The sequence below is a fragment of the Streptomyces coerulescens genome, assembly GCF_042657965.1.
In the GTDB taxonomy this organism is placed as follows: Bacteria; Actinomycetota; Actinomycetes; order Streptomycetales; family Streptomycetaceae; genus Streptomyces; species Streptomyces coerulescens.
Genome location: NZ_JBHSKM010000025.1, coordinates 201,781 through 220,071 on the forward strand (window position 1 = coordinate 201,781; position 18,291 = coordinate 220,071).

An 18,291-nucleotide genomic window follows, 5' to 3' on the forward strand; every position below is an offset into this window, starting at 1 on the left:
CGTCACCCCTGCGTCACACGCTGTTTCAGGACCACGAGAACCCGCTCGCACCAGCTCAGGATCTGCTCCTCGAAGGAGATCCCGGCCAGCAGCGACAGATACGGCCCCACCCGGTCGGACTCGCGCAGGTACTCCTCCTCGGTCCGGCCGTCCAGCATGCGTGCGCGGACGCGCTCGTAACGGCCGAGTTTGCCGCGCGCCCAGGTCATGCGCTCCTCGATCATGGCGCGGGTGGTCTCGGGGTCGTCCATCGCCTGGAGCTTGATCAGGAGCTCGTCGCGGACGGCGGTGGGCCGCCGGGGCGGCTCGGCCGCGAAGGTCCGCAGGTCCTCCCGGCCGGCCGCGGTGAGCGTGAACATCCGCTTGTTGGGCCGCCGTTCCTGCTGCACGAAGCGGGCCTCGACGAGGCCGTCCTGCGCGAGCCGTTCCAGCTCCCGGTAGAGCTGCTGCGGGGTCGCGGGCCAGAAGTTGGCGAACGAGATGTCGAAGACCTTGGACAGCTCGTAGCCCGAGGCCTCGCCCTCCAGCAGGGCGGCCAGGACGGCGTACTTGAGGGACATATGGACACCGTAACAGCAGGTGATTATTCTCATCCACACCTACTCAACAAATTGACTATGAGGTGATCCGATGCGCGGGTTCCGCGAGGCCGTCGAGGCGGGCGACGCCGATGCCATGGAGGCCCTGCTGGCGGAGGACGTCGTCTTCACCAGCCCGGTCGTGTTCAAGCCGTACGCGGGCAAGGCGATCACGGCGGCGATCCTGCGCGGTGTCGTGCGGGTCTTCGAGGACTTCCGCTATGTGCGGGAGATCAACGACCCGGGCGGCCGTGATCACGCCCTGGTCTTCACCGCGCGGGTGGGCGACCGGGAGATCACCGGCTGCGACTTCCTCCGGTTGAACGAGGAGGGGCTGATCGAGGACTTCATGGTCATGGTCCGTCCGCTGTCGGGCGCCCACGCCCTGGCTGAGGCCATGGGCGCGCAGTTCGACCGGATCGAGAAGGAGGCGCAGGCCCGGTCCGTATAGCGCCGACCCACGGAAGCGGGGCCCGCCCGGACCGACACCCGGGCGCCCCGTGGCGCGATCTCAGCCACCGCGTGGGCCGGTCACGGTTGGATGTCCCCATGACCACCGACGAGCACGCGCGGATGATGTCGGCCAACCAGGCGAACTGGGACGCCCGCACGCCCGTCCACGTCGCCAGCCGGTTCTACGGCCTGGACCGGGACCTCGACCCCGCCCGCTGGTTCGCCTCCTTCGAGTGGGACGACCTCGGCGAGCTGGCCGGCCGTGATGTGCTGCATCTCCAGTGCCATCTCGGCACCGAGACGATCGCCTTCGCGCAGCGCGGGGCGCGGGCCGTCGGCCTGGACTTCTCCGCGGCGTCGGTGGCCGCCGCGCAGGGAATCGCCCGGAAGGCGGGCCTGGACGTCACATACGTGCAGGCCAATGTGTACGACGCCGTGGCGGCCCTGGAGGGGCGGCGGTTCGACGTCGTCTACACCGGCAAGGGCGCGCTGTGCTATCTGCCCGACCTGGACCGCTGGGCGGATGTGGTGGCCCGACTCCTGCGGCCCGACGGTCGGTTGTACATCGTCGAGTTCCATCCGCTGCTCAACTCCCTGGGCCCCAAGCCGGGTCCGGGCGAGGGACCGGAGCTGCTGCTGCGCCACGACTACCTCGGCGGCGACGGGGCCGTGCACCGGGACGCCACGCACACCTACACGGACGGCCCCGCCGTGGCGGACGCGACCGACAGCTACGAGTGGATGCACGGAATAGGAGAGGTCCTGGGCGCGTTGACGGATGCGGGACTGACCGTCCGGCGCCTCACCGAGAGCGACGAGCTGCCCTGGCAGCGCTGGCCGCAGATGGAGCGCACACCCTCCGGCTGGTGGCGGCTTCCCGAGCCGCGCATCCCCCTGCTCTACGGACTTCTCGCCACACGCTGAACCGCCGTGGTACCGTCCCGTTAGCACCTGTGTACGCCCAGTCCAGGGCGCCGGTGCCGGTTTCACCTCAGTTCGCCGGTCGGCGTACCGGCTTTCTCCTCACCATCTCGTGACGGGCCTCGAGCCATGTCCGAGGTGCTGTTTCCCGCCGCCCGAAGGCGCATCGAGCCGCCTTCCCGAAGTCCGCGGCACCTCCCTTCCTTCCGCATGTCTCATGCCTTCCGTCCGTGAAAGGACCCACCACCATGACCACCACTCTCGAAAACCCACCCGTACGGCAGCAGCCCCCGGTCCGTGCCGTCACCGGCGTGCTCGACATCGACGCGAACGGCAAGGGACACCTGCGCGCCGAGCACCTGCTGCCCGCCCCGGCCGACCTCCCGGTCTCCCCCGCGCTGATCCGCCGCTTCGGCCTGCGCAAGGGCGACCTGGTCGACGGTGTACGCGGTGAGGGGCGCACCCTCACCGACGTCGCCCGCGTCAACGGCCGCTCCCCCGACAGGAACCGCCGCCACTTCGGCGAGCTGACGCCGCTTCACCCGCGTGAGCGGATCCGCCTGGAGCATCCGGCAGCCGGGCTCACCGGCCGGGTCACCGACCTGATCGCCCCTGTGGGCAAGGGCCAGCGCGGTCTCGTCGTGGCCCCGCCCAAGACCGGCAAGACGGTCCTCCTCCAGCAGATCGCGGCCGCCGTCGCCGGCAACCACCCCGAGTGCCGGCTGATGGTGGTGCTCCTCGACGAGCGCCCCGAGGAAGTCACCGACATGCGGCGCTCGGTGCGGGGCGAGGTGTACGCCTCGACCTTCGACCGGGCACCCAAGCAGCACATCGCGCTGGCCGAGCTCGTCATCGAGCGGGCCAAGCGGCTCGTCGAGGCGGGCGAGGACGTCGTCATCCTGCTCGACTCCCTGACCCGGCTGTGCCGGGCGCACAACAACGCGGCCTCCTCCGGTGGACGCACCTTGAGCGGCGGCGTCGACGCGGCCGCGCTGCACGGGCCGAAGCGGTTCTTCGGCGCCGCCCGGCTCGCCGAGGAGGGCGGCTCGCTCACCATCCTCGCCACCGCCCTGGTGGAGACCGGCTCGCGCGCCGACGACTTCTACTTCGAGGAGCTCAAGAGCACCGGCAACATGGAGCTGCGCCTGAACCGGGAGCTGGCCTCCCGGCGTGTCTTCCCCGCCGTCGACATCAACCCCTCCGGCACCCGCCGCGAGGAACTCCTCCTGCCCCCGGCCGAGTTGACCGTCGTACGCGGCCTGCGCCGGGCGCTTCAGACGCGGGACGGGCAGACCAACCTGGAAACCCTCCTGGAGCGGCTGCGCGAGACACCCGACAACGCCACCTTCCTGCGGCGCGTCCAGCCCACCCTGCCCGGCGAGTGACACGCCGAATTCATCGCCCGTACGAGTGCCCGCGCGGGCCGGACCGGCCCGGGCAGCGCGGTCTTGGCCTGCTCCGTTTCTACGTTGACGGTATGAAGATCGGATTTTCCTTCCGGGCTCTCGTGTCCACCGGCGTGCTCTGCGCGGCCGGACTGCTGGCGCTCGCACCGGCCTCCGCGGTCGCCCTCGACCGGCTCGACCCCGACCCGCCCGGTGGCCCCCGGGCCGCGGCGATCCCACGCCCCGCGCTGCTGTACCGGTCCGGCACCCAGGTGCATCCCCTCTCCGGGGCGCCCCGGCTCCCCCGCGTCTCGGCACTGTCGTGGCTGGTGGCGGACGCCGACTCCGGCGAGGTGCTCGCGGCGTACGACGCGCACCGCAGGCTGCCGCCGGCGAGCACGCTGAAGACCCTGTTCGCCCTCACCCTGCTGCCGACGCTGCCCGCCGGTGTCCCGCACACGGTCCGGCCCGAGGAGCTGGCCGGGATCGGGCCCGGCAGCAGTCTGGTCGGGGTCGCCGAGGGGCATACGTACCGGATCGCCGATCTGTGGCGCGGGGTTTTCCTCAGCTCCGGCAACGACGCCGTGCGGGTGCTGGCCGCACTGAACGGCGGCTGGCGCACCACGGCCGCACGGATGCAGGCAAAGGCACGTTCGCTCGGCGCCCTCGACACGCGCGTGGTGTCGCCCGACGGGTACGACACGCCCGGCCAGGTGTCCTCGGCGTACGACCTCGCGGTGTTCGGCCGCGCGGGGCTGCGCAACGCGGAGTTCGCGCGGTACTGCGGCACCGCCGAGGCGACCTTCCCGGGCCGGGGCGGCTGGGCGTACCCGATCCGCAACACCAACCGGCTGCTGACCGGCGCGGACGGGGTGGACCGGTACCCGGGCCTGATCGGCATCAAGAACGGCTACACCACCGAGGCCGGCAACACCCTCGTCGCCGCCGCCCGCCGCGGCGGTCGCACGCTGGTCGTGACGGTGCTCAACCCCCGGGCGGGCGGCGGGCACGCCGTCTACGAGGAGGCGGGCGAACTGCTCGACTGGGGGTTCGGCGCGGCAGGCCGGGTCGAGCCGGTGGGGTCGCTCGACGGCTTGCGGGCCAGACCCAGGCCCGGGCCGAGCACGGTGCCCGTGGTCGCGGCGGTGACGCCCGAGGGCGAGCCGCCGGGCTGGGCGGAGGCCTGCGCGATCGCCGGTGCCGCCGGGATGGGCGCCGGTGCCGTGTCGCTCGTGACGCGCGGCAGGGTCGAGCCTTCAAAGCCGGACTGACCGACCGGCAGCCGCAACAGCAGGCCCAGGGTGATCCAGGCGTAGGTGTTGCTGCCGAGGAAGCCGTCGACGCCGGACGCGTCGTCGAACCACAGCCACACCACGCTGGTGCACATCAGCGCGTACAGGGCGGCGGCCACCCGCCGGTGGCCGGCGCGGACGAGGACGGCGAAGGAAGGCAGCAGCCACACCAGGTGGTGGACCCAGGTGATCGGGCTGACCAGACAGGCGGTCAGCCCGGTGAGGGCGAACGCCGCCGTCCAGTCCCCCGCCACGACCGCCCGGCGGGTGCGCGCCACCCACACGCCGAGCACGACCAGCACCACGACCGCCCAGACCTCCCGGCTCGTCACGTCGAGGCGGGCCAGGATCCCTTGCAGCGACTGGTTGGAGACGTAGTCGAGACGGCCCACCCGGGTGGTGTCCCACATGGCGTGCGTCCAGTAGAAGCGGGACGCGCCCGGTGCCACCCATACCGCCAGCGCCGTCGCGGCGGCGGCCACGGCCGTCGCCATCGCGGCGGCCCGCCAGCGGCGGGCGACCAGCAGCAGCCCGATGAACGCGGCCGGCGTCAGCTTGATCGCCGCCGCCAGTCCGATGCCGACGCCCGCCCAGCGCTCCCGGCCGGTCGACAGCAACCAGCAGTCGAGCAGCACGAGGGCCAGCAGCAGGATGTTCACCTGCCCGAAGCTGAAGGTGTCCCGCAGCGGCTCGAACAGGGCCAGCCCGCACAGGGCCAGCGCCACTCCGTACCAGCCGTGGCGCCGCCAGCCCCGCCCGGCCAGTACCCGCAGCACGAAGGCCAGCGCCACCAGGTTCAGCAGCAGCGCCACCACGATGGCGGCGTGCAGCTTCAGCAGCGCCATGGGGGCCATGACGACCGCCGCGAACGGCGGATAGGTGAAGCCGTACGTCGTGCCGGGCACCCGGTAGTCGTAGATACGGCCGTCGTGGTGCATCCAGCTGTCGACGGTGCCGTAGTAGACGCGCAGGTCGAACCAGTCACGCAGCAGTGGCACGGTGGCGGTGAAGACGACGACGGCGGCGACGAGGGCGAGCACCAGTGCCGGCCGGCTGCGGTCGGTGCGCGGAAGCCTCATGCCGTACGTCCCAACGCCGGTGCCTGTGCTGCCAGATGCGCCTGCCAGAGCACGACCACGGCGAGCGCGCCGCCGGAGACCGCCAGCAGCAGCTGGCCGGCGTCGGCGGGGCCACCGCTGGGCAGTACCGCGAGTGCGAGCACACCCGTCAGGGCGGCCACGCGGTGCCGTACCGAGGTGCTGGGCGCGGCGGCCGCTATGAGGAACAGGCCCCACACCGCGTACCAGGGGCGGATGGCCGGTCCGAACGCGGCCACGGCCGCGAGGCTCAGGCCGAGCGCGTACACCGGGCGCGGACGCCAGCGCCACCATATGAGGAGCACCAGAATCCCGGTGAGGACGAGTCCGAAGGTGTGCCACACCGGGACGGCCAGCGGTGCGAGATCGCTGCCGGTCTGCTCCAGCAGCGAGGCGGTGGCCCGGCCCAGCAGACTGGTCAGGGCCCAGTTCTGGCTGGAGACCGGGGTGTCCAGGGCGCCGATCCAGCCGTATCCCGTGCCGGCCACGGCCGTGGCGGCGACCGTGGTGGCGGCGGACACGGCGCCCGTGCTGAGGACGGCCTTGACCGGGTGGTGTCCGGAGCGCATCTGGAGCAGTACGACGGCGACGAGGCCGAGCGCGGCGGGTGCCTTCACCAGCGCGGCCAGGGTGACGAGGACGGCGCCCAGGACGGGCCGGCGGCCGAGGGCCGCGACCAGGCCGGCGCCGAGCAGGCCCAGCATGATGGCGTCGTTGTGGGCGCCCGCCACCAGGTGCAGCAGCACGAGCGGGTTGAGGGCGCCGAGCCACAGCGCGGCCGCCGGGTCGGCTCCGCTGTGCCGGGCGAGGCGCGGCAGGGCGGCCGCCATCAGCGCGACGCCGAGCAGCGCTATCAGCCGCATGCCGAAGAGTCCGGCGGGGACTTCGCCGCGGGTCGCGCCGGACAGCACGGAGGCGACGCCCATGAACACGGGGCCGTAGGGGGCGCCCGTGTGCCGCCACAGCGGCGCCACTTCGTCGGCGAGGGGGCCGCCGAGGTGCGAGGGGCCGTACGCGTAGACGTCGATGTGCGCGTCGACCATGGCGCCCTGTGCCAGATAGCTGTACACGTCCCGGCTGAACAGCGGCGGCGCGATCAGCAGCGGGGTGGCCCAGGCGGCCAGCACCAGCAGCAGGGCGCGCGGGGTCGGCGGATCGGCGCTGCGCACGAGCCGGCCCAGCAGCAGCCATGCCGCTATCAGCAGGACGACACCGAAGTACACGCCGACCAGGCCGAGCGCGGCGTGCGCCGAGCTGGGGGCCAGGAGTTCCCGGACCGGCAGGGCACCGGCCGTCTCACCGCCCAGGGCGAGGATGGCGGTACCGGCCAGACCGAGTATCTGGCAGCGGCGGAGATCGATGGGGAAAGCCATGGCCAACACTCGGTCAGCCTGTCAACGACGGGTGGCCAAGAGTTGACGAGGTTCCCTCTGAGGGGGGTCCGCGATGTGTCCGGCGCGTGATCGACTGCGGGTGGTTGTGCGTTCTGGGGAGCGTCTGCCTGGTGCGGTTGTGTGCAGGGTGCGGGTGCGTGGGGGCTTGTCGCGCAGTTCCCCGCGCCCCTTCAAGCCTCTCCGCAGCCCCCTCTAGAACACTGACAGGCCCGTCAGCGTCGTAAATCTGTCCAGGGCCGCCACTCCCGCTACCGAATTGCCCCGCTCGTCCAAACCCGGGCTCCATACGCACAGCGTGCAGCGGCCCGGTACCACCGCGATGATGCCGCCGCCCACCCCGCTCTTGCCGGGCAGGCCCACCCGATACGCGAAGTCGCCCGCCGCGTCGTAGGTGCCGCAGGTCAGCATGACCGCGTTGATCTGTTTGGCCTGGCTGCGGGTGAGCAGGCGGGTGCCGTCGGCGCGGACGCCGTGGCGGGCCAGGAACGACGTGGCCAGGGCGAGGTCGGCGCAGGACGCCCGCACGGAGCACTGGCGGAAATACTGGTCGAGCAGGGCCGGCACGAGGTTGTCGATGTTGCCGTAGGACGCCATGAAATGGGCGAGCGCGGCGTTCCGGTCGCCGTTCGCCGTCTCGGAGGCGGCGACGTCCTGGTCGAAGTCCAGAGCGGAGTTGCCGCTCTCGGCACGCAGGAAGGCGAGGAGTTCGCCGGCCGCGTCTCCGGTACGGGTCTGGAGGCGGTCGGTGACGACGAGGGCGCCCGCGTTGATGAACGGGTTGCGCGGGATGCCGTTCTCGTACTCCAGCTGTACCAGGGAGTTGAAGGGGTTGCCGGAGGGCTCGCGGCCCACGTACTCCCAGAGTTCGTCGCCCTCGCGGGCCAGGTCGAGCGCGAGGGTGAACACCTTGGTGATGGACTGCGTGGAGAACGGCTCGCGCCAGTCCCCCACGCCGTACACCGTGCCGTCGAGTTCGGCGACGGCCATGCCGAAGGCCCGTGGGTCGCGGGCCGCGAGCGCCGGGATGTAGTCGGCGGGGCGGCCGCGGCCGGGGGTCCGCTCGATCTCCTCCGCGATGCGCTCCAGGATCGGCTGGAAGGTCAGTGACGACGTCGGCGCTGCCATGATCACCATTGTGCCTCCCGGCCGTTCCCTTCGCGCATCCGAGGTGAGTGTTACCGCTGGTCAGGCCAGGGCCTGCCCGGTGCCGGCGACGACCTCCGGGCGCAGCAGGTCGGCCAGCGTCTCGGCCGGCAACAGGCCCTTCTCCAGGACGAGTTCGGCCACTCCGCGGCCACTGACGAGAGCCTCCTTGGCGATGTCGGTCGCGGCCGTGTACCCGATGTGCGGGTTCAGGGCGGTGACCAGACCGATCGAGTTCTCCACGCTCCGGCGCAGCGCGTCGGTGTTGGCGGTGATCCCGGCCACGCAGCGCTCGGCGAGGGTCACACAGGCGTTGCGCAGGTGCGTGATGCTCTCGGACAGGGAGTGCAGGATGACCGGCTCGAAGGCGTTGAGCTGGAGCTGTCCGGCCTCGGCGGCCATGGTGATGGCGACGTCGTTGCCGATCACCTCGAAGGCGACCTGGTTGACGACCTCGGGGATCACCGGGTTGACCTTGCCGGGCATGATCGACGAACCGGCCTGCACCGGGGGCAGGTTGATCTCGCCGAGACCCGCGCGGGGGCCGGAGGACAGCAGGCGCAGGTCGTTGCAGCTCTTGGAGAGCTTCACGGCGATGCGCTTGAGGACACCGGACATCTGGACGAACGCGCCGCAGTCCTGGGTGGCCTCGACCAGGTTGGCGGCGGTGACCAGCGGCAGCCCGGTGATCTCGGACAGGTGGCGGCGGGCCGCCTCGGCGTACCCGGCGGGGGCGTTGAGTCCCGTACCGATGGCCGTGGCGCCCAGGTTGATCTCGTGGATCAGCTCGACCGCCTCGGCGAGCCGGGAGCGGTCCTCGTCGAGCATGACGGCGTAGGCGGAGAACTCCTGCCCGAGCGTCATCGGCACCGCGTCCTGAAGCTGGGTGCGGCCCATCTTCAGCACGTCGCGGAACTCGACGGCCTTGCGGGCGAACGCGTCCTGGAGCACGGCCATCGCCTTGAGCAGCCCGCGCACCGCGAACACCGTCGCGATCTTGACGGCGGTCGGGTAGACATCGTTGGTCGACTGTCCGAGGTTGACGTCCTCGTTGGGGTGCAGGTACCGGTACTGCCCCTTCTCGTGGCCCAGCAACTCCAACGCCCGGTTGGCGACGACCTCGTTGGCGTTCATGTTGGTCGAGGTGCCGGCGCCGCCCTGGATGACGTCGACGACGAACTGGTCGTGCAGTTCACCGCCGCGGATCTCCCGGCAGGCGGCGACGATCGCGGCGGCCTTCTTCGGCTCCAGCAGCCCGAGCTCCTCGTTGGCGAGGGCGGCGGCCTCCTTGACGGCGGCGAGGGCGTCGATGAGGTGCGGGTAGGCGGAGATGGGCGTGCCGGTGATGGCGAAGTTCTCGGTGGCACGCAGGGTGTGCACACCCCAGTAGGCATCGGCGGGGACATCCCGGTCGCCGAGCAGATCGTGCTCGCTACGGGTGACGGCATTCATGGGGAAACGGTTCTTCTTTCAGAGAAGTTGAGCGATAGCGCCCCTGAAAGGGGCGCGGGGAACGGCGCGATCAGCCACACAAAACCCGCAGCCGCCACACAACGAATCCGGCACATCCTCAGGCGCAGGCCGGAACAGCGACCGGCTCCAGCGAGCGAACGGGCCGCACACACCCGACCTCCCGCCCACCGCCCAGCAGCGCCTCACCCTGGAACTCGGTCAGCAGCTCAGGATCGACCCCGGCCCGGGCAAGCGCGGCGGCAGCCACCGGCACCCGCGCCCGACTGGCCCCGTCGGCGATCTTCACGGCGATGGCCCGCCCGTCCGCCAGCGCAGCGACCTGCACGCCCTCGAAGCCGTCCTTCACCAACAGCCCCGGCACGGCCCGCATCAACGCCGCCACGTCCCGCCCGGAGCCGGAGGCCATCTCGGCGTGCTCACGCATCGCGTCGGCGACCCGGGCCTCGGGCGTGCCCGGCGCCGCCGTGGTGATACGTGCGGCGGCGCGGGCGAGCCCGTGCAGCGAGACGGAGAACAGCGGCGCACCGCACCCGTCGACGGTCACACGCGCGATCCGCTGCCCGGTGAGGTCCTCGACGATCTCGGCGATGGCCTGCTGAAGCGGGTGCCCGGGGTCGAGATAGTCGTCCAGGGACCAGCCGTTGAGCGCGCAGGTGTACAGCATGGCGGCGTGCTTGCCGGAGCAGTTCTGGGCGAGGCGGGAGGGCGCACGGCCCTCCCGCACCCAGATGTCCCGGACGACCGGGTCGAACGGCATGTCGGGGACGTTGCGCAGATGGTCCTCGGTGAGCCCGGCGAGTTCGAGGATGCGCCGGGTTCCGGCGACATGGCGTTCCTCGCCGGAGTGGCTCGCCGCCGCGAGCGAGAGCAGCTCACCGTCGAGCGGGAGCCCCGCCCGGGCCATGGCGACGGCCTGGACCGGCTTCAGCGCCGAGCGGGGGTAGAAGGCGGCCTCGATGTCACCGAGCTGGAACCGGACGTCACCGTCGCCGCCGAGGACGACGACGGAGCCGTAGTGGATGCCTTCGATCATTCCGCCGCGTATGAGGTGGGCGACGGGGGCGTGGAGAGGTTCGCGGACAAGGGGTGCGTCCGCTATGGAGCTGCTGTACATCACTGTCTGGCTGCCTGGTTGTCGTGGGTCGATGTGGGGTCGTCGACCGACACGGTTGTCACGCGTCGGCCTTGGTGGCGGTGTGCCCGGCCCGGCTGCGGATGGCGTACCAGCCCGCGACCAGCGCTGCGACGATCAGCGGCAGGCACAGCACGGTGGTGCGGCCGGCGCCTCCGTCGGCGTACATGAGGACCAGGACGGAGGCCAGGAAGGCCAGCGTCACGAGTTCGGTCCAGGGGGAGCCCGGCAGTCGGTAGCCGGGGCGGGTCAGCTCGCCCTTCTGGGTCTTCTGCCAGAAGAGCAGGTGACAGATCATGATCATGCCCCAGGTGGCGAGGATGCCGATGGCCGCGAAGTTCAGGACGATCTCGAACGCGTCGGCGGGGACGACGAAGTTGAGACCGACGCCGAGGACACAGATACCGCTGGTCAGCAGGATGCCGCCGTACGGGACCTGGCTGCGGCTCATCACCGAGGTGAACTTCGGGGCGGAGCCGTTCACCGCCATGGAGCGCAGGATGCGGCCGGTGGAGTACAGGCCGGAGTTGAGCGAGGACATCGCCGCGGTGAGCACGACGAGGTTCATGATGCCGCCGGCCGCCGGGACGCCGATGTTGGAGAGCACGGTGACGAAGGGGCTCTCGCCCGCCTTGTAGGAGGACCAGGGCAGCAGCATCGACAGCAGGATGACGGAGCCGACGTAGAACAGGCCGACGCGCCACATGATCGAGTTGATCGCCTTCGGCATGATCTTCTCGGGGTTCTCGGTCTCACCGGCGGCGACGCCGACCAGCTCGACCGAGGCGTAGGCGAAGACGACGCCCTGGACGATCAGCAGCATCGGCAGCAGGCCGTTGGGGAAGACGCCGCCGTTGTCGGTGATCAGGGACGGGCCGGGGGTGTGGCCGTCCACGGGCTGCTGGGTGACCAGCAGGAAGATGCCGATGAGCATGAAGACGACGAGTGCGCCGACCTTGATGATCGCGAACCAGAACTCCAGTTCGCCGAAGAACTTCACCGAGATCAGGTTCACGGTCAGGACGACCGCGAGGGCTATCAGCGCGATCACCCACTGCGGGATGTCGGAGAACATGCCCCAGTAGTGGGTGTAGGTGGCGACCGCGGTGATGTCGGCGATGCCGGTGGTCGCCCAGTTCAGGAAGTACATCCAGCCGGCCGTGTACGCGCCCTTCTCGCCCATGAACTCGCGGGCGTACGACACGAAGGCGCCGGAGGAGGGCCGGTACAGGACGAGTTCGCCGAGGGCGCGGACGACGAGGAAGGCGAAGACGCCGCAGACCGCGTAGGCGATGAACAGGGACGGGCCGGCGTCGGCGAGTCGGCCGCCGGCCCCTAGGAACAGGCCGGTGCCGATGGCACCGCCGATGGCGATCATGTTGACGTGCCGGGCCTTCAGCGACTTGCTGTAGCCGTGGTCTCCGACGTCTACGTGACCGGACGAGGGGCGCGTCTCTTCTTTGAGGTGCTGTTCGCTCACGCCTCGGGTCCGCCTTCCGTGGTGCTGTCCGTGCGCGGGGGGCGCACGATGTCGGTGAGGGTGGTCTCGACGCGGTCCAGGTGGTGGGCCATGGCGTCGGTCGCGTCGAGTTCGGAACCGTCGGTCAGCGCCTCGACGATCGCCCGGTGCTCCCGGTTGGACTGCTCGCGGCGACCGCCCAGCTCGTTGAGGAAGGCCGACTGACGCGCCAGTGCGTCGCGGATCTCCTCGATGACCCGGCGGAAGACCGGGTTCTGGGCGGCCTCGGCCACGGCCAGGTGGAAGAGGGTGTCCATCGCGACCCACGCGGTGGTGTCCGTCTCCCGCTCCATGCGGTCGAGCAGATGAGCCAGATGGTCCAGGTTCTCCGGGGTGCGGCGCAGTGCCGCGTACCCGGCGACCGGGATCTCGACGTGCCGGCGCACTTCCAGCAGGTCGCTCGCCGAGTAGTCGCCGAAGGTGGGGTCCTCGACGGTGTTGGCGATGACGAAGGTGCCCTTGCCGGTCTTGGAGACGGTCAGGCCCATGGTCTGCAGGGCCCGCAGGGCCTCGCGCAGGACGGGCCTGCTGATCTCCAGGGTGCGGCAGAGCTCCGCCTCTGAGGGCAGCTTGTCGCCGACGGCGTACTCGCCGCGCTCGATGGCGTCGCGCAGGTGCGCCAGCACCGCCTCCATGGCGCTCACACGGCGGGGAGGCTGACTGGCTGTCCGGCTGTCTGACAGGTTCACGGGAGAGATATTCCGGGTGAGCGAAGGGTGGTGTCAAGGGACCCCTAAGGAGAGATTCACCGGATGTGACGCCAGAAGTACGTCGTCGGCGTCACATCCGGGACCGGTCAGCTGTTGATGACACCCGCGCCGAGCAGCCCGAACAGCAGCAGCCCGACCGCGATCCGGTAGATCACGAAGGCGTTGAAGGAGTGCTTGGCGACGAATTTCAGCAGCCAGGCGATGGAGGCGTAGGCGACGAGGAACGACACGAGGGTGCCGACGGCCAGGGGCAGCGCTCCCGTGCCCGTGCCGAGGGCGTCCTTCAGCTCGTAGATGCCCGCGCCGGTCAGGGCCGGGATGCCGAGGAAGAAGGACAGACGGGTGGCGGCGACCCGGTCGAGGTCGAGCATCAGCGCCGTGGACATCGTGGCGCCGGAGCGCGAGAAGCCCGGGAACAGCAGGGCGAGGATCTGGGAGCTGCCGACGAGCATGGCGTCCTTGAAGGAGGTGTCGTCCTCCCCTCGCTTGTGCCGTCCCATCCGGTCGGCCGCCCACATCACACCGCTGCCCACGATCAGCGAGCCCGCGACCACCCACAGCGAGGCGAGCGGCCCTTCGATCAGCGGCTTCGCCGCCAGGCCCACCACGACGATCGGGATCGTCGCGCAGATCACCCACCAGGCGAACTGGTAGTCGTGGTGGTACCGCTCCTCCTTGTCCCGCAGCCCGCGCACCCACGCGGTGACGATCCGCACGATGTCGTTGTAGAAGTACACGAGCACGGCGGCGATCGCACCGACCTGGATGACGGCCGAGAACCCGACGACCGAGTCCTCGTCGACGGGAATGCCCATCAGCCCCTCGACGATCTTCAGATGGCCGGTCGAGGAGACGGGCAGAAACTCGGTCACCCCCTCGACGGCTCCGAGGACGACGGCCTGACCGACGCTGATGGCGCTCATGTGATCCAGTTCCGGGGGTCGGCGGGACAGCTGGTGCGCACTGTCCTACCAGGTGCGGGTGTGGCTCCCGCGCCATTGACACCACGGGGACGCCCTACGACCACACCGCCTCGGCCACCGACACGCCGAGGAAGGCGGCGCCGAGGCCCACGATCACGCTCCCCACGATGTTGCCGACGGCGTACAGCCCGGCCCCCGTCCCGGTCAGCCGCAGGGTCTCGTAGGAGAAGGTCGAGTAGGTGGTCAGGGCGCCGCACAGGCCGGTGCCGAGCAGCAGCTGGAGGTGGGTACTCGCGGCCCCCGCGGCCGCCGCGCCGGTGATCAGGCCGAGGATCAGACAGCCGCAGGCGTTGACCACGAAGGTGCCCCAGGGGAACACGGAGTCGTGCCGGGACTGCACCGCTCGGTCGGTGAGATAGCGCAGGGGCGCGCCGACGAGGGCGCCCGCGACGACCACAACCCAGTTCACGGCTGCTTCTTACCTTTCCTGTCCGATGCGCCGGGGGTGTCGTCGCGGCCGGTGATGGGGGCGCCCCCGGTCGAGCGAATTCGAGACCGGGGGAGGATGACCTCGCAGTCGTCGAGGGTGACGAGGCCTTCGGAGACGAGCTCGTCGAGCTGCGGCAGGAAGGCGCGGACCCGCTCCTCGGTGTCCACGATGACGATCGCGACCGGCAGGTCCTCGCTCAGGGACAGCAGGCGTGAGGTGTGGATGAGGGAGGAGGCGCCGAAGCCCTCGATACCGCGGAAGACGCTGGCGCCCGCGAGTCCGGCCGCGTGGGCGCGGTGCACGATCTCGGAGTAGAGCGGCTTGTGGTGCCAGGTGTCGTGCTCGCCGACGAAGACGGTCAGGCGCAGGGCCCTGCCGGTCAGCCCGGTCATGACTGCCTCCATTTCAGGACGCGGCGGGCGGCCGCCGAGGCGAGCCAGACCGCCGAGAGCGCGGCGATCAGGGTGGCGGCCAGGTAGGCCAGTCCGGTGCGCGGATGGCCGTCGTCGACCAGCCGCTGGATGTCGACGGCGTATGTCGAGAAGGTGGTGAAGCCGCCGAGGACGCCGGTGCCGAAGAAGGGGCGGACGAGGCGGTGGGCGGCCCACACCTCGGTGATGACCACCATGAACACGCCCATCACGGCACAGCCGACGACATTGGTCCAGAACGTCGCCCAGGGGAATCCGCCCGGCTGGGTCGGCAGCCACAATGTCAGCGTGTACCGCGCTGTGGCGCCGACGGCTCCGCCGGCCGCGACCACCGCGACGACCGGTGCCTGCGTCCGCCAGGCCGGCGGCCGCGAGGTGCCGACGGGTGCCCGCAGGCTGTCGGTGTCCGGGGCTGTCATGGTCGTACGTCTCCTACTCGCCGGGCGGCCCGGGCATGCGGGCCTCGCGGTTGCAAGTAGGGACCGTTGGCGGCAGCGCTGCCGCGGTTCGGGTACGGCGGGCCCCACCGCCGCGCCGCGAGGGTGATCGCGGCCGGTCAACAGGGTAACTCGGGCGCGGGGAGGGGTCGATTCGGGGACGGGCGGCCACCGCTCGGCATGCTCGTCAGGTGCGGCGCGGCTACTGTCGAAGAGCCCGCTGAGCGGCCGAGGAGAAGGAGCGTGGTCGGCGTGGCGCGCAATCGCCGTCTGATCCTGAGCTCGCCGTCGGAGGTCTGGGACCTGCTGTCCGACGGCCGCCGCTACGGGGAGTGGGTCACGGGAACCCAGCAGGTCCTGGCCGTGGACCCCGACTGGCCGAACGTGGGTGCCCGGTTACGGGTCCGGGTCGGTATGGGCCCGCTGACCCTCGACGACACCGTCGTCGTCCGCATCAGCGAACCGCGGCGGCGTCTGGAACTCGAGGCGAGGGCGGAACCGTTCGGCGCGGCCCGTATCGCCATGAGGCTGATCCCCTGGGGCGAGCACACTCTCTTCGTCATCGACTGGCATCCGCTGCGGGGGCCCGGGACCCGGATGCACGGTCTGCCCGTCGACTATGTCGTGGCGATCCGCAACGGGATGATGCTGACGAAGCTGGCGCGGATCGCGGTGCGTGAGCATGGCGCTTCGCTGGGAGGGCCGAGGTAGGCCCGGGGGCGTCTGCGGGCCGTCGTGGCTGGTCGCGCAGTTCCCCGCGCTCCCAGGGGGCGCCCGGGTGCGCCCCCTACCAGCCCTTCTCGAACATGCGGGCCACCTCTGCGATGCGTATCTCGTCCCGTCGGTAGTGCGTGTGCTGTTGGATCTGCTTTCTGCGCAGCACTCCGATGTCGACGAGGAGGCCCAGGTGGGTCTCGGCGACGTGGGGCGGTACTCCGAGCTTCGCGGCCACCGCGTCCGCGGTGACGCCGTCCTCGGCCGGGTCGCCGTGGCACCCGTCGGGGAAGTGGGCGGCTGGGTCCTTGAGCCACTCCAGGATCTCCAGGCGCCGCCGGCCGGCGGGAGTCCTCAGCATCTCGTCTCCCTCCGTCGGGCCGTGTCGTAGCACGTGCTCCCACTGTCCCGCAGTCGGCACCGCCGTGTCCGCGACTCCGCGAGCCTTGTCCGGTACCGAACGGCCGTACGACACAGGGCCGTTCGCGGTGGACGTGCCGGGCCCGGCCGCAGTGCGCGACCGGGCCCTTTCGTCACTCGCTCAACGGTGGCTGAACCACGCCGTCGAGGAGAGCGCCCGGTCGTCGTAGCCGAACAGGGCCTGGTTCTCCCAGCCGTTGCCGGAGGCGGCGTCGGTCGGGTCCCAGCCGTTGCCGGTGACGGCGGTCCAGGTCGCCTCCCAGTAGAAGACGCCGAGACCGCGGCCGTTCGGAACGGCCTCCACGATGCTCGCCACATCGTTCATCCACCTGGTCTGCCCGGCCACGGTGGCGGGGTAGCCGGCGACCAGTTCGGCGCCGGTGTCGATGATGTTCTCGTGCGCGTCCTCGCTGTCCAGACGGAACGGGTACGCCGTCTCCGCGACGAACACCGGCTTGCCATAGCGGGAGGCCGCGTCGTCCAGGGTGGTCTGGAAGTCGTGGAGCGTGCCGTGCCAGTAGCCGTAGTACGACAGGCCGATGGCGTCGAACTTCACGCCGTTGGCGACGGCGTTGTCGAACCACCAGCGGGTCCCGGCCAGGTCACCGCCCTTGGCGAGGTGCAGCGCGACCTTGGTGGCGGAGCCGGCCGCCTTGACCGCGTCGTAGCCGGAGTTGAGCAGTCCGGCGAGCTGCGAGAAGTTGCCGGTGGAGCCCTCGGACCAGAGCATGCCGCCGTTGATCTCGTTGCCGACCTGGACCATGTCGGCGGTGGTGCCCTGTGCCTTCAACGCGCTGAGCACGTCGTACGTGTGGTTGTAAACGTCGGACTTCAACTGGCTGTAGGTGTGCCCGGACCAGGCGGCCGGCTTGCTCTGGGCGCCCGGGTCGGCCCAGGTGTCCGAGTAGTGGAAGTCGACCAGCAGCTTCATCCCGGCGGCCTTGACGCGCTTGGCCGTGGCGAGGGCGCGTGCCTTGTTGTTGTAGCCGTCGGCCGGGTTGACCCAGACCTTCAGGCGTGCGTAGTTCATGCCGGCGTTCTTGAGGATGGTGACCGCGTCACCGGTGCTGCCGGAGCTGGTCCTGTAGGTGCCGCCCTTGGCCTCGCTCTTGGCGAGGGAGGAGATGTCGGCGCCGTGGATCGAGGTGCCGCCCGTGCCGGAGGCGAAGGTCAGGTCGTCGACGTTGAGCCAATTGCCCGCGCCCGCGTCGCTGTTGATGCTGATCGTGCACTGATTGTCGGTCACGCTGACCGGCACGACGATCCGGATCCAGCCGCTCGTGGAGACCGGGAGGTCGGTGCGCTGCTCGGCGCCGCCGCAGTTCTTCAGGGCTATGTACGCGGAGTTCTGGCCACCGCCGGAGCGGACCCAGGCGGTGAGCTTGTAGTTCCCGTTGGTCAGCCCGGACAGGTACTGGTAGGTCTCCACTTCGTACGCCGACGACGACCAATGCGTCAGGCGGTAACTGCCGCCGTGGCCACCGGACTCGGTGAAGGAGGCGGAGTTCTGTCCGGCCGCCGAGTAGGTGGACCAGCCGGCCGGGGTCGCGGTGCCGGTGCCGTCCGACTCGAAGCCGCCGTTGGTGAGCGTGCTCGCCGCCGAGGCGGTCTGTGCGGGCAGGGCGGTCAGGGCGAGTCCGGCGGCGAGCGGTATCAGCAGGACCCGGAGGGTGCGTCTGGGATGGAACATCGTCGTCCGTCGTCCCTTCGACGTAGGGGGATGGGGGGTTCCTCGCATGGGGTGGGGGTTCCTCGCCGCCGCGCCGGTGCGGCGCCGCG

At 70.7% G+C, this 18,291-nt stretch carries 18 protein-coding genes and 1 pseudogene; 5 read left to right on the forward strand and 14 right to left on the reverse strand.

What is annotated here, in order from left to right; all coding sequences use genetic code 11:
* Positions 1 to 2 precede the first annotated feature (2 nt).
* Positions 3 to 560, reverse strand: coding sequence for a PadR family transcriptional regulator (locus ACFPQ9_RS32970; protein WP_380861676.1), 558 nt, complete (start codon positions 558 to 560; stop codon positions 3 to 5).
* Positions 561 to 630: 70 nt separating this feature from the next.
* Here ACFPQ9_RS32970 and ACFPQ9_RS32975 point away from each other — a divergent pair, with 70 nt between their 5' ends.
* The 4 genes and pseudogenes from ACFPQ9_RS32975 to ACFPQ9_RS32990 form a co-directional block, all read left to right on the forward strand.
* Positions 631 to 1,029, forward strand: coding sequence for a nuclear transport factor 2 family protein (locus tag ACFPQ9_RS32975; RefSeq protein ID WP_380861678.1), 399 nt, complete (start codon positions 631 to 633; stop codon positions 1,027 to 1,029).
* Between the two features lie 98 nt (positions 1,030 to 1,127).
* Positions 1,128 to 1,955, forward strand: coding sequence for a class I SAM-dependent methyltransferase (locus tag ACFPQ9_RS32980; RefSeq protein ID WP_380861680.1), 828 nt, complete (start codon positions 1,128 to 1,130; stop codon positions 1,953 to 1,955).
* Between the two features lie 245 nt (positions 1,956 to 2,200).
* Positions 2,201 to 3,337: a transcription termination factor Rho gene (rho, locus tag ACFPQ9_RS32985; protein WP_380861682.1), complete on the forward strand. Its 1,137-nt coding sequence runs from the start codon at positions 2,201 to 2,203 to the stop codon at positions 3,335 to 3,337.
* A gap of 92 nt (positions 3,338 to 3,429) precedes the next feature.
* Positions 3,430 to 4,266, forward strand: a pseudogene (locus ACFPQ9_RS32990) (D-alanyl-D-alanine carboxypeptidase family protein); the annotation flags it as partial.
* Positions 4,267 to 4,352: 86 nt separating this feature from the next.
* On the opposite strand, the gene ACFPQ9_RS32995 reads toward ACFPQ9_RS32990, so the two are convergent.
* The 11 genes from ACFPQ9_RS32995 to crcB (ACFPQ9_RS33045) all read right to left on the reverse strand — a co-directional run bounded on the left by ACFPQ9_RS32995 (position 4,353) and on the right by crcB (ACFPQ9_RS33045) (position 15,360).
* Positions 4,353 to 5,708: a glycosyltransferase 87 family protein gene (locus ACFPQ9_RS32995; protein ID WP_380861684.1), complete on the reverse strand. Its 1,356-nt coding sequence runs from the start codon at positions 5,706 to 5,708 to the stop codon at positions 4,353 to 4,355.
* Positions 5,705 to 7,099: a polyprenol phosphomannose-dependent alpha 1,6 mannosyltransferase MptB gene (mptB, locus tag ACFPQ9_RS33000; protein ID WP_380861686.1), complete on the reverse strand. Its 1,395-nt coding sequence runs from the start codon at positions 7,097 to 7,099 to the stop codon at positions 5,705 to 5,707. The genes ACFPQ9_RS32995 and mptB overlap by 4 nt, the downstream gene beginning before the upstream one ends.
* Positions 7,100 to 7,312: 213 nt before the next feature.
* Complete coding sequence (locus tag ACFPQ9_RS33005) at positions 7,313 to 8,254, reverse strand: glutaminase (protein WP_380861688.1); 942 nt, start codon at positions 8,252 to 8,254, stop codon at positions 7,313 to 7,315.
* 51 nt (positions 8,255 to 8,305) lie between these two features.
* The gene (gene aspA / locus ACFPQ9_RS33010; RefSeq protein WP_380861690.1) at positions 8,306 to 9,715 is read right to left on the reverse strand and encodes an aspartate ammonia-lyase; all 1,410 of its coding nucleotides are present in this window, start codon (positions 9,713 to 9,715) and stop codon (positions 8,306 to 8,308) included.
* 118 nt (positions 9,716 to 9,833) lie between these two features.
* Positions 9,834 to 10,850: an asparaginase gene (locus ACFPQ9_RS33015; RefSeq protein WP_380861692.1), complete on the reverse strand. Its 1,017-nt coding sequence runs from the start codon at positions 10,848 to 10,850 to the stop codon at positions 9,834 to 9,836.
* Positions 10,851 to 10,908: 58 nt separating this feature from the next.
* Positions 10,909 to 12,348 (reverse strand): amino acid permease, encoded by a 1,440-nt coding sequence (locus ACFPQ9_RS33020; protein ID WP_380861693.1) that lies wholly within the window; start codon positions 12,346 to 12,348, stop codon positions 10,909 to 10,911.
* Positions 12,345 to 13,076 (reverse strand): FadR/GntR family transcriptional regulator, encoded by a 732-nt coding sequence (locus tag ACFPQ9_RS33025; RefSeq protein WP_380861695.1) that lies wholly within the window; start codon positions 13,074 to 13,076, stop codon positions 12,345 to 12,347. The genes ACFPQ9_RS33020 and ACFPQ9_RS33025 overlap by 4 nt, the downstream gene beginning before the upstream one ends.
* A gap of 107 nt (positions 13,077 to 13,183) precedes the next feature.
* On the reverse strand, positions 13,184 to 14,020 hold the full coding sequence (locus ACFPQ9_RS33030) for an undecaprenyl-diphosphate phosphatase (RefSeq protein ID WP_380861697.1): 837 nt from the start codon (positions 14,018 to 14,020) through the stop codon (positions 13,184 to 13,186).
* Between the two features lie 94 nt (positions 14,021 to 14,114).
* On the reverse strand, positions 14,115 to 14,489 hold the full coding sequence (crcB, locus tag ACFPQ9_RS33035) for a fluoride efflux transporter CrcB (RefSeq protein ID WP_380861699.1): 375 nt from the start codon (positions 14,487 to 14,489) through the stop codon (positions 14,115 to 14,117).
* A complete protein-coding gene (locus ACFPQ9_RS33040) occupies positions 14,486 to 14,902 on the reverse strand; it encodes a DUF190 domain-containing protein (RefSeq protein ID WP_380861701.1) in 417 nt (138 codons plus the stop codon). Before ACFPQ9_RS33040 ends, crcB (ACFPQ9_RS33035) begins: the two co-directional genes overlap by 4 nt.
* Positions 14,899 to 15,360 carry a fluoride efflux transporter CrcB gene (crcB, locus tag ACFPQ9_RS33045; protein ID WP_380861703.1) on the reverse strand — a complete coding sequence of 154 codons (462 nt, stop codon included), beginning with the start codon at positions 15,358 to 15,360 and terminating at the stop codon, positions 14,899 to 14,901. Before crcB (ACFPQ9_RS33045) ends, ACFPQ9_RS33040 begins: the two co-directional genes overlap by 4 nt.
* 270 nt (positions 15,361 to 15,630) lie before the next feature.
* Here crcB (ACFPQ9_RS33045) and ACFPQ9_RS33050 point away from each other — a divergent pair, with 270 nt between their 5' ends.
* The gene (locus ACFPQ9_RS33050; protein ID WP_380861705.1) at positions 15,631 to 16,089 is read left to right on the forward strand and encodes an SRPBCC family protein; all 459 of its coding nucleotides are present in this window, start codon (positions 15,631 to 15,633) and stop codon (positions 16,087 to 16,089) included.
* A 76-nt stretch (positions 16,090 to 16,165) separates the two neighbouring features.
* Here the strand turns inward: ACFPQ9_RS33050 and ACFPQ9_RS33055 are convergent, their stop codons facing one another.
* Complete coding sequence (locus tag ACFPQ9_RS33055) at positions 16,166 to 16,453, reverse strand: ArsR family transcriptional regulator (RefSeq protein WP_380861707.1); 288 nt, start codon at positions 16,451 to 16,453, stop codon at positions 16,166 to 16,168.
* A gap of 180 nt (positions 16,454 to 16,633) precedes the next feature.
* Positions 16,634 to 18,202, reverse strand: a complete 1,569-nt coding sequence (locus ACFPQ9_RS33060; RefSeq protein ID WP_380861709.1) for a glycoside hydrolase family 53 protein — start codon at positions 18,200 to 18,202, stop codon at positions 16,634 to 16,636.
* Between the last annotated feature and the right edge of the window lie 89 nt (positions 18,203 to 18,291).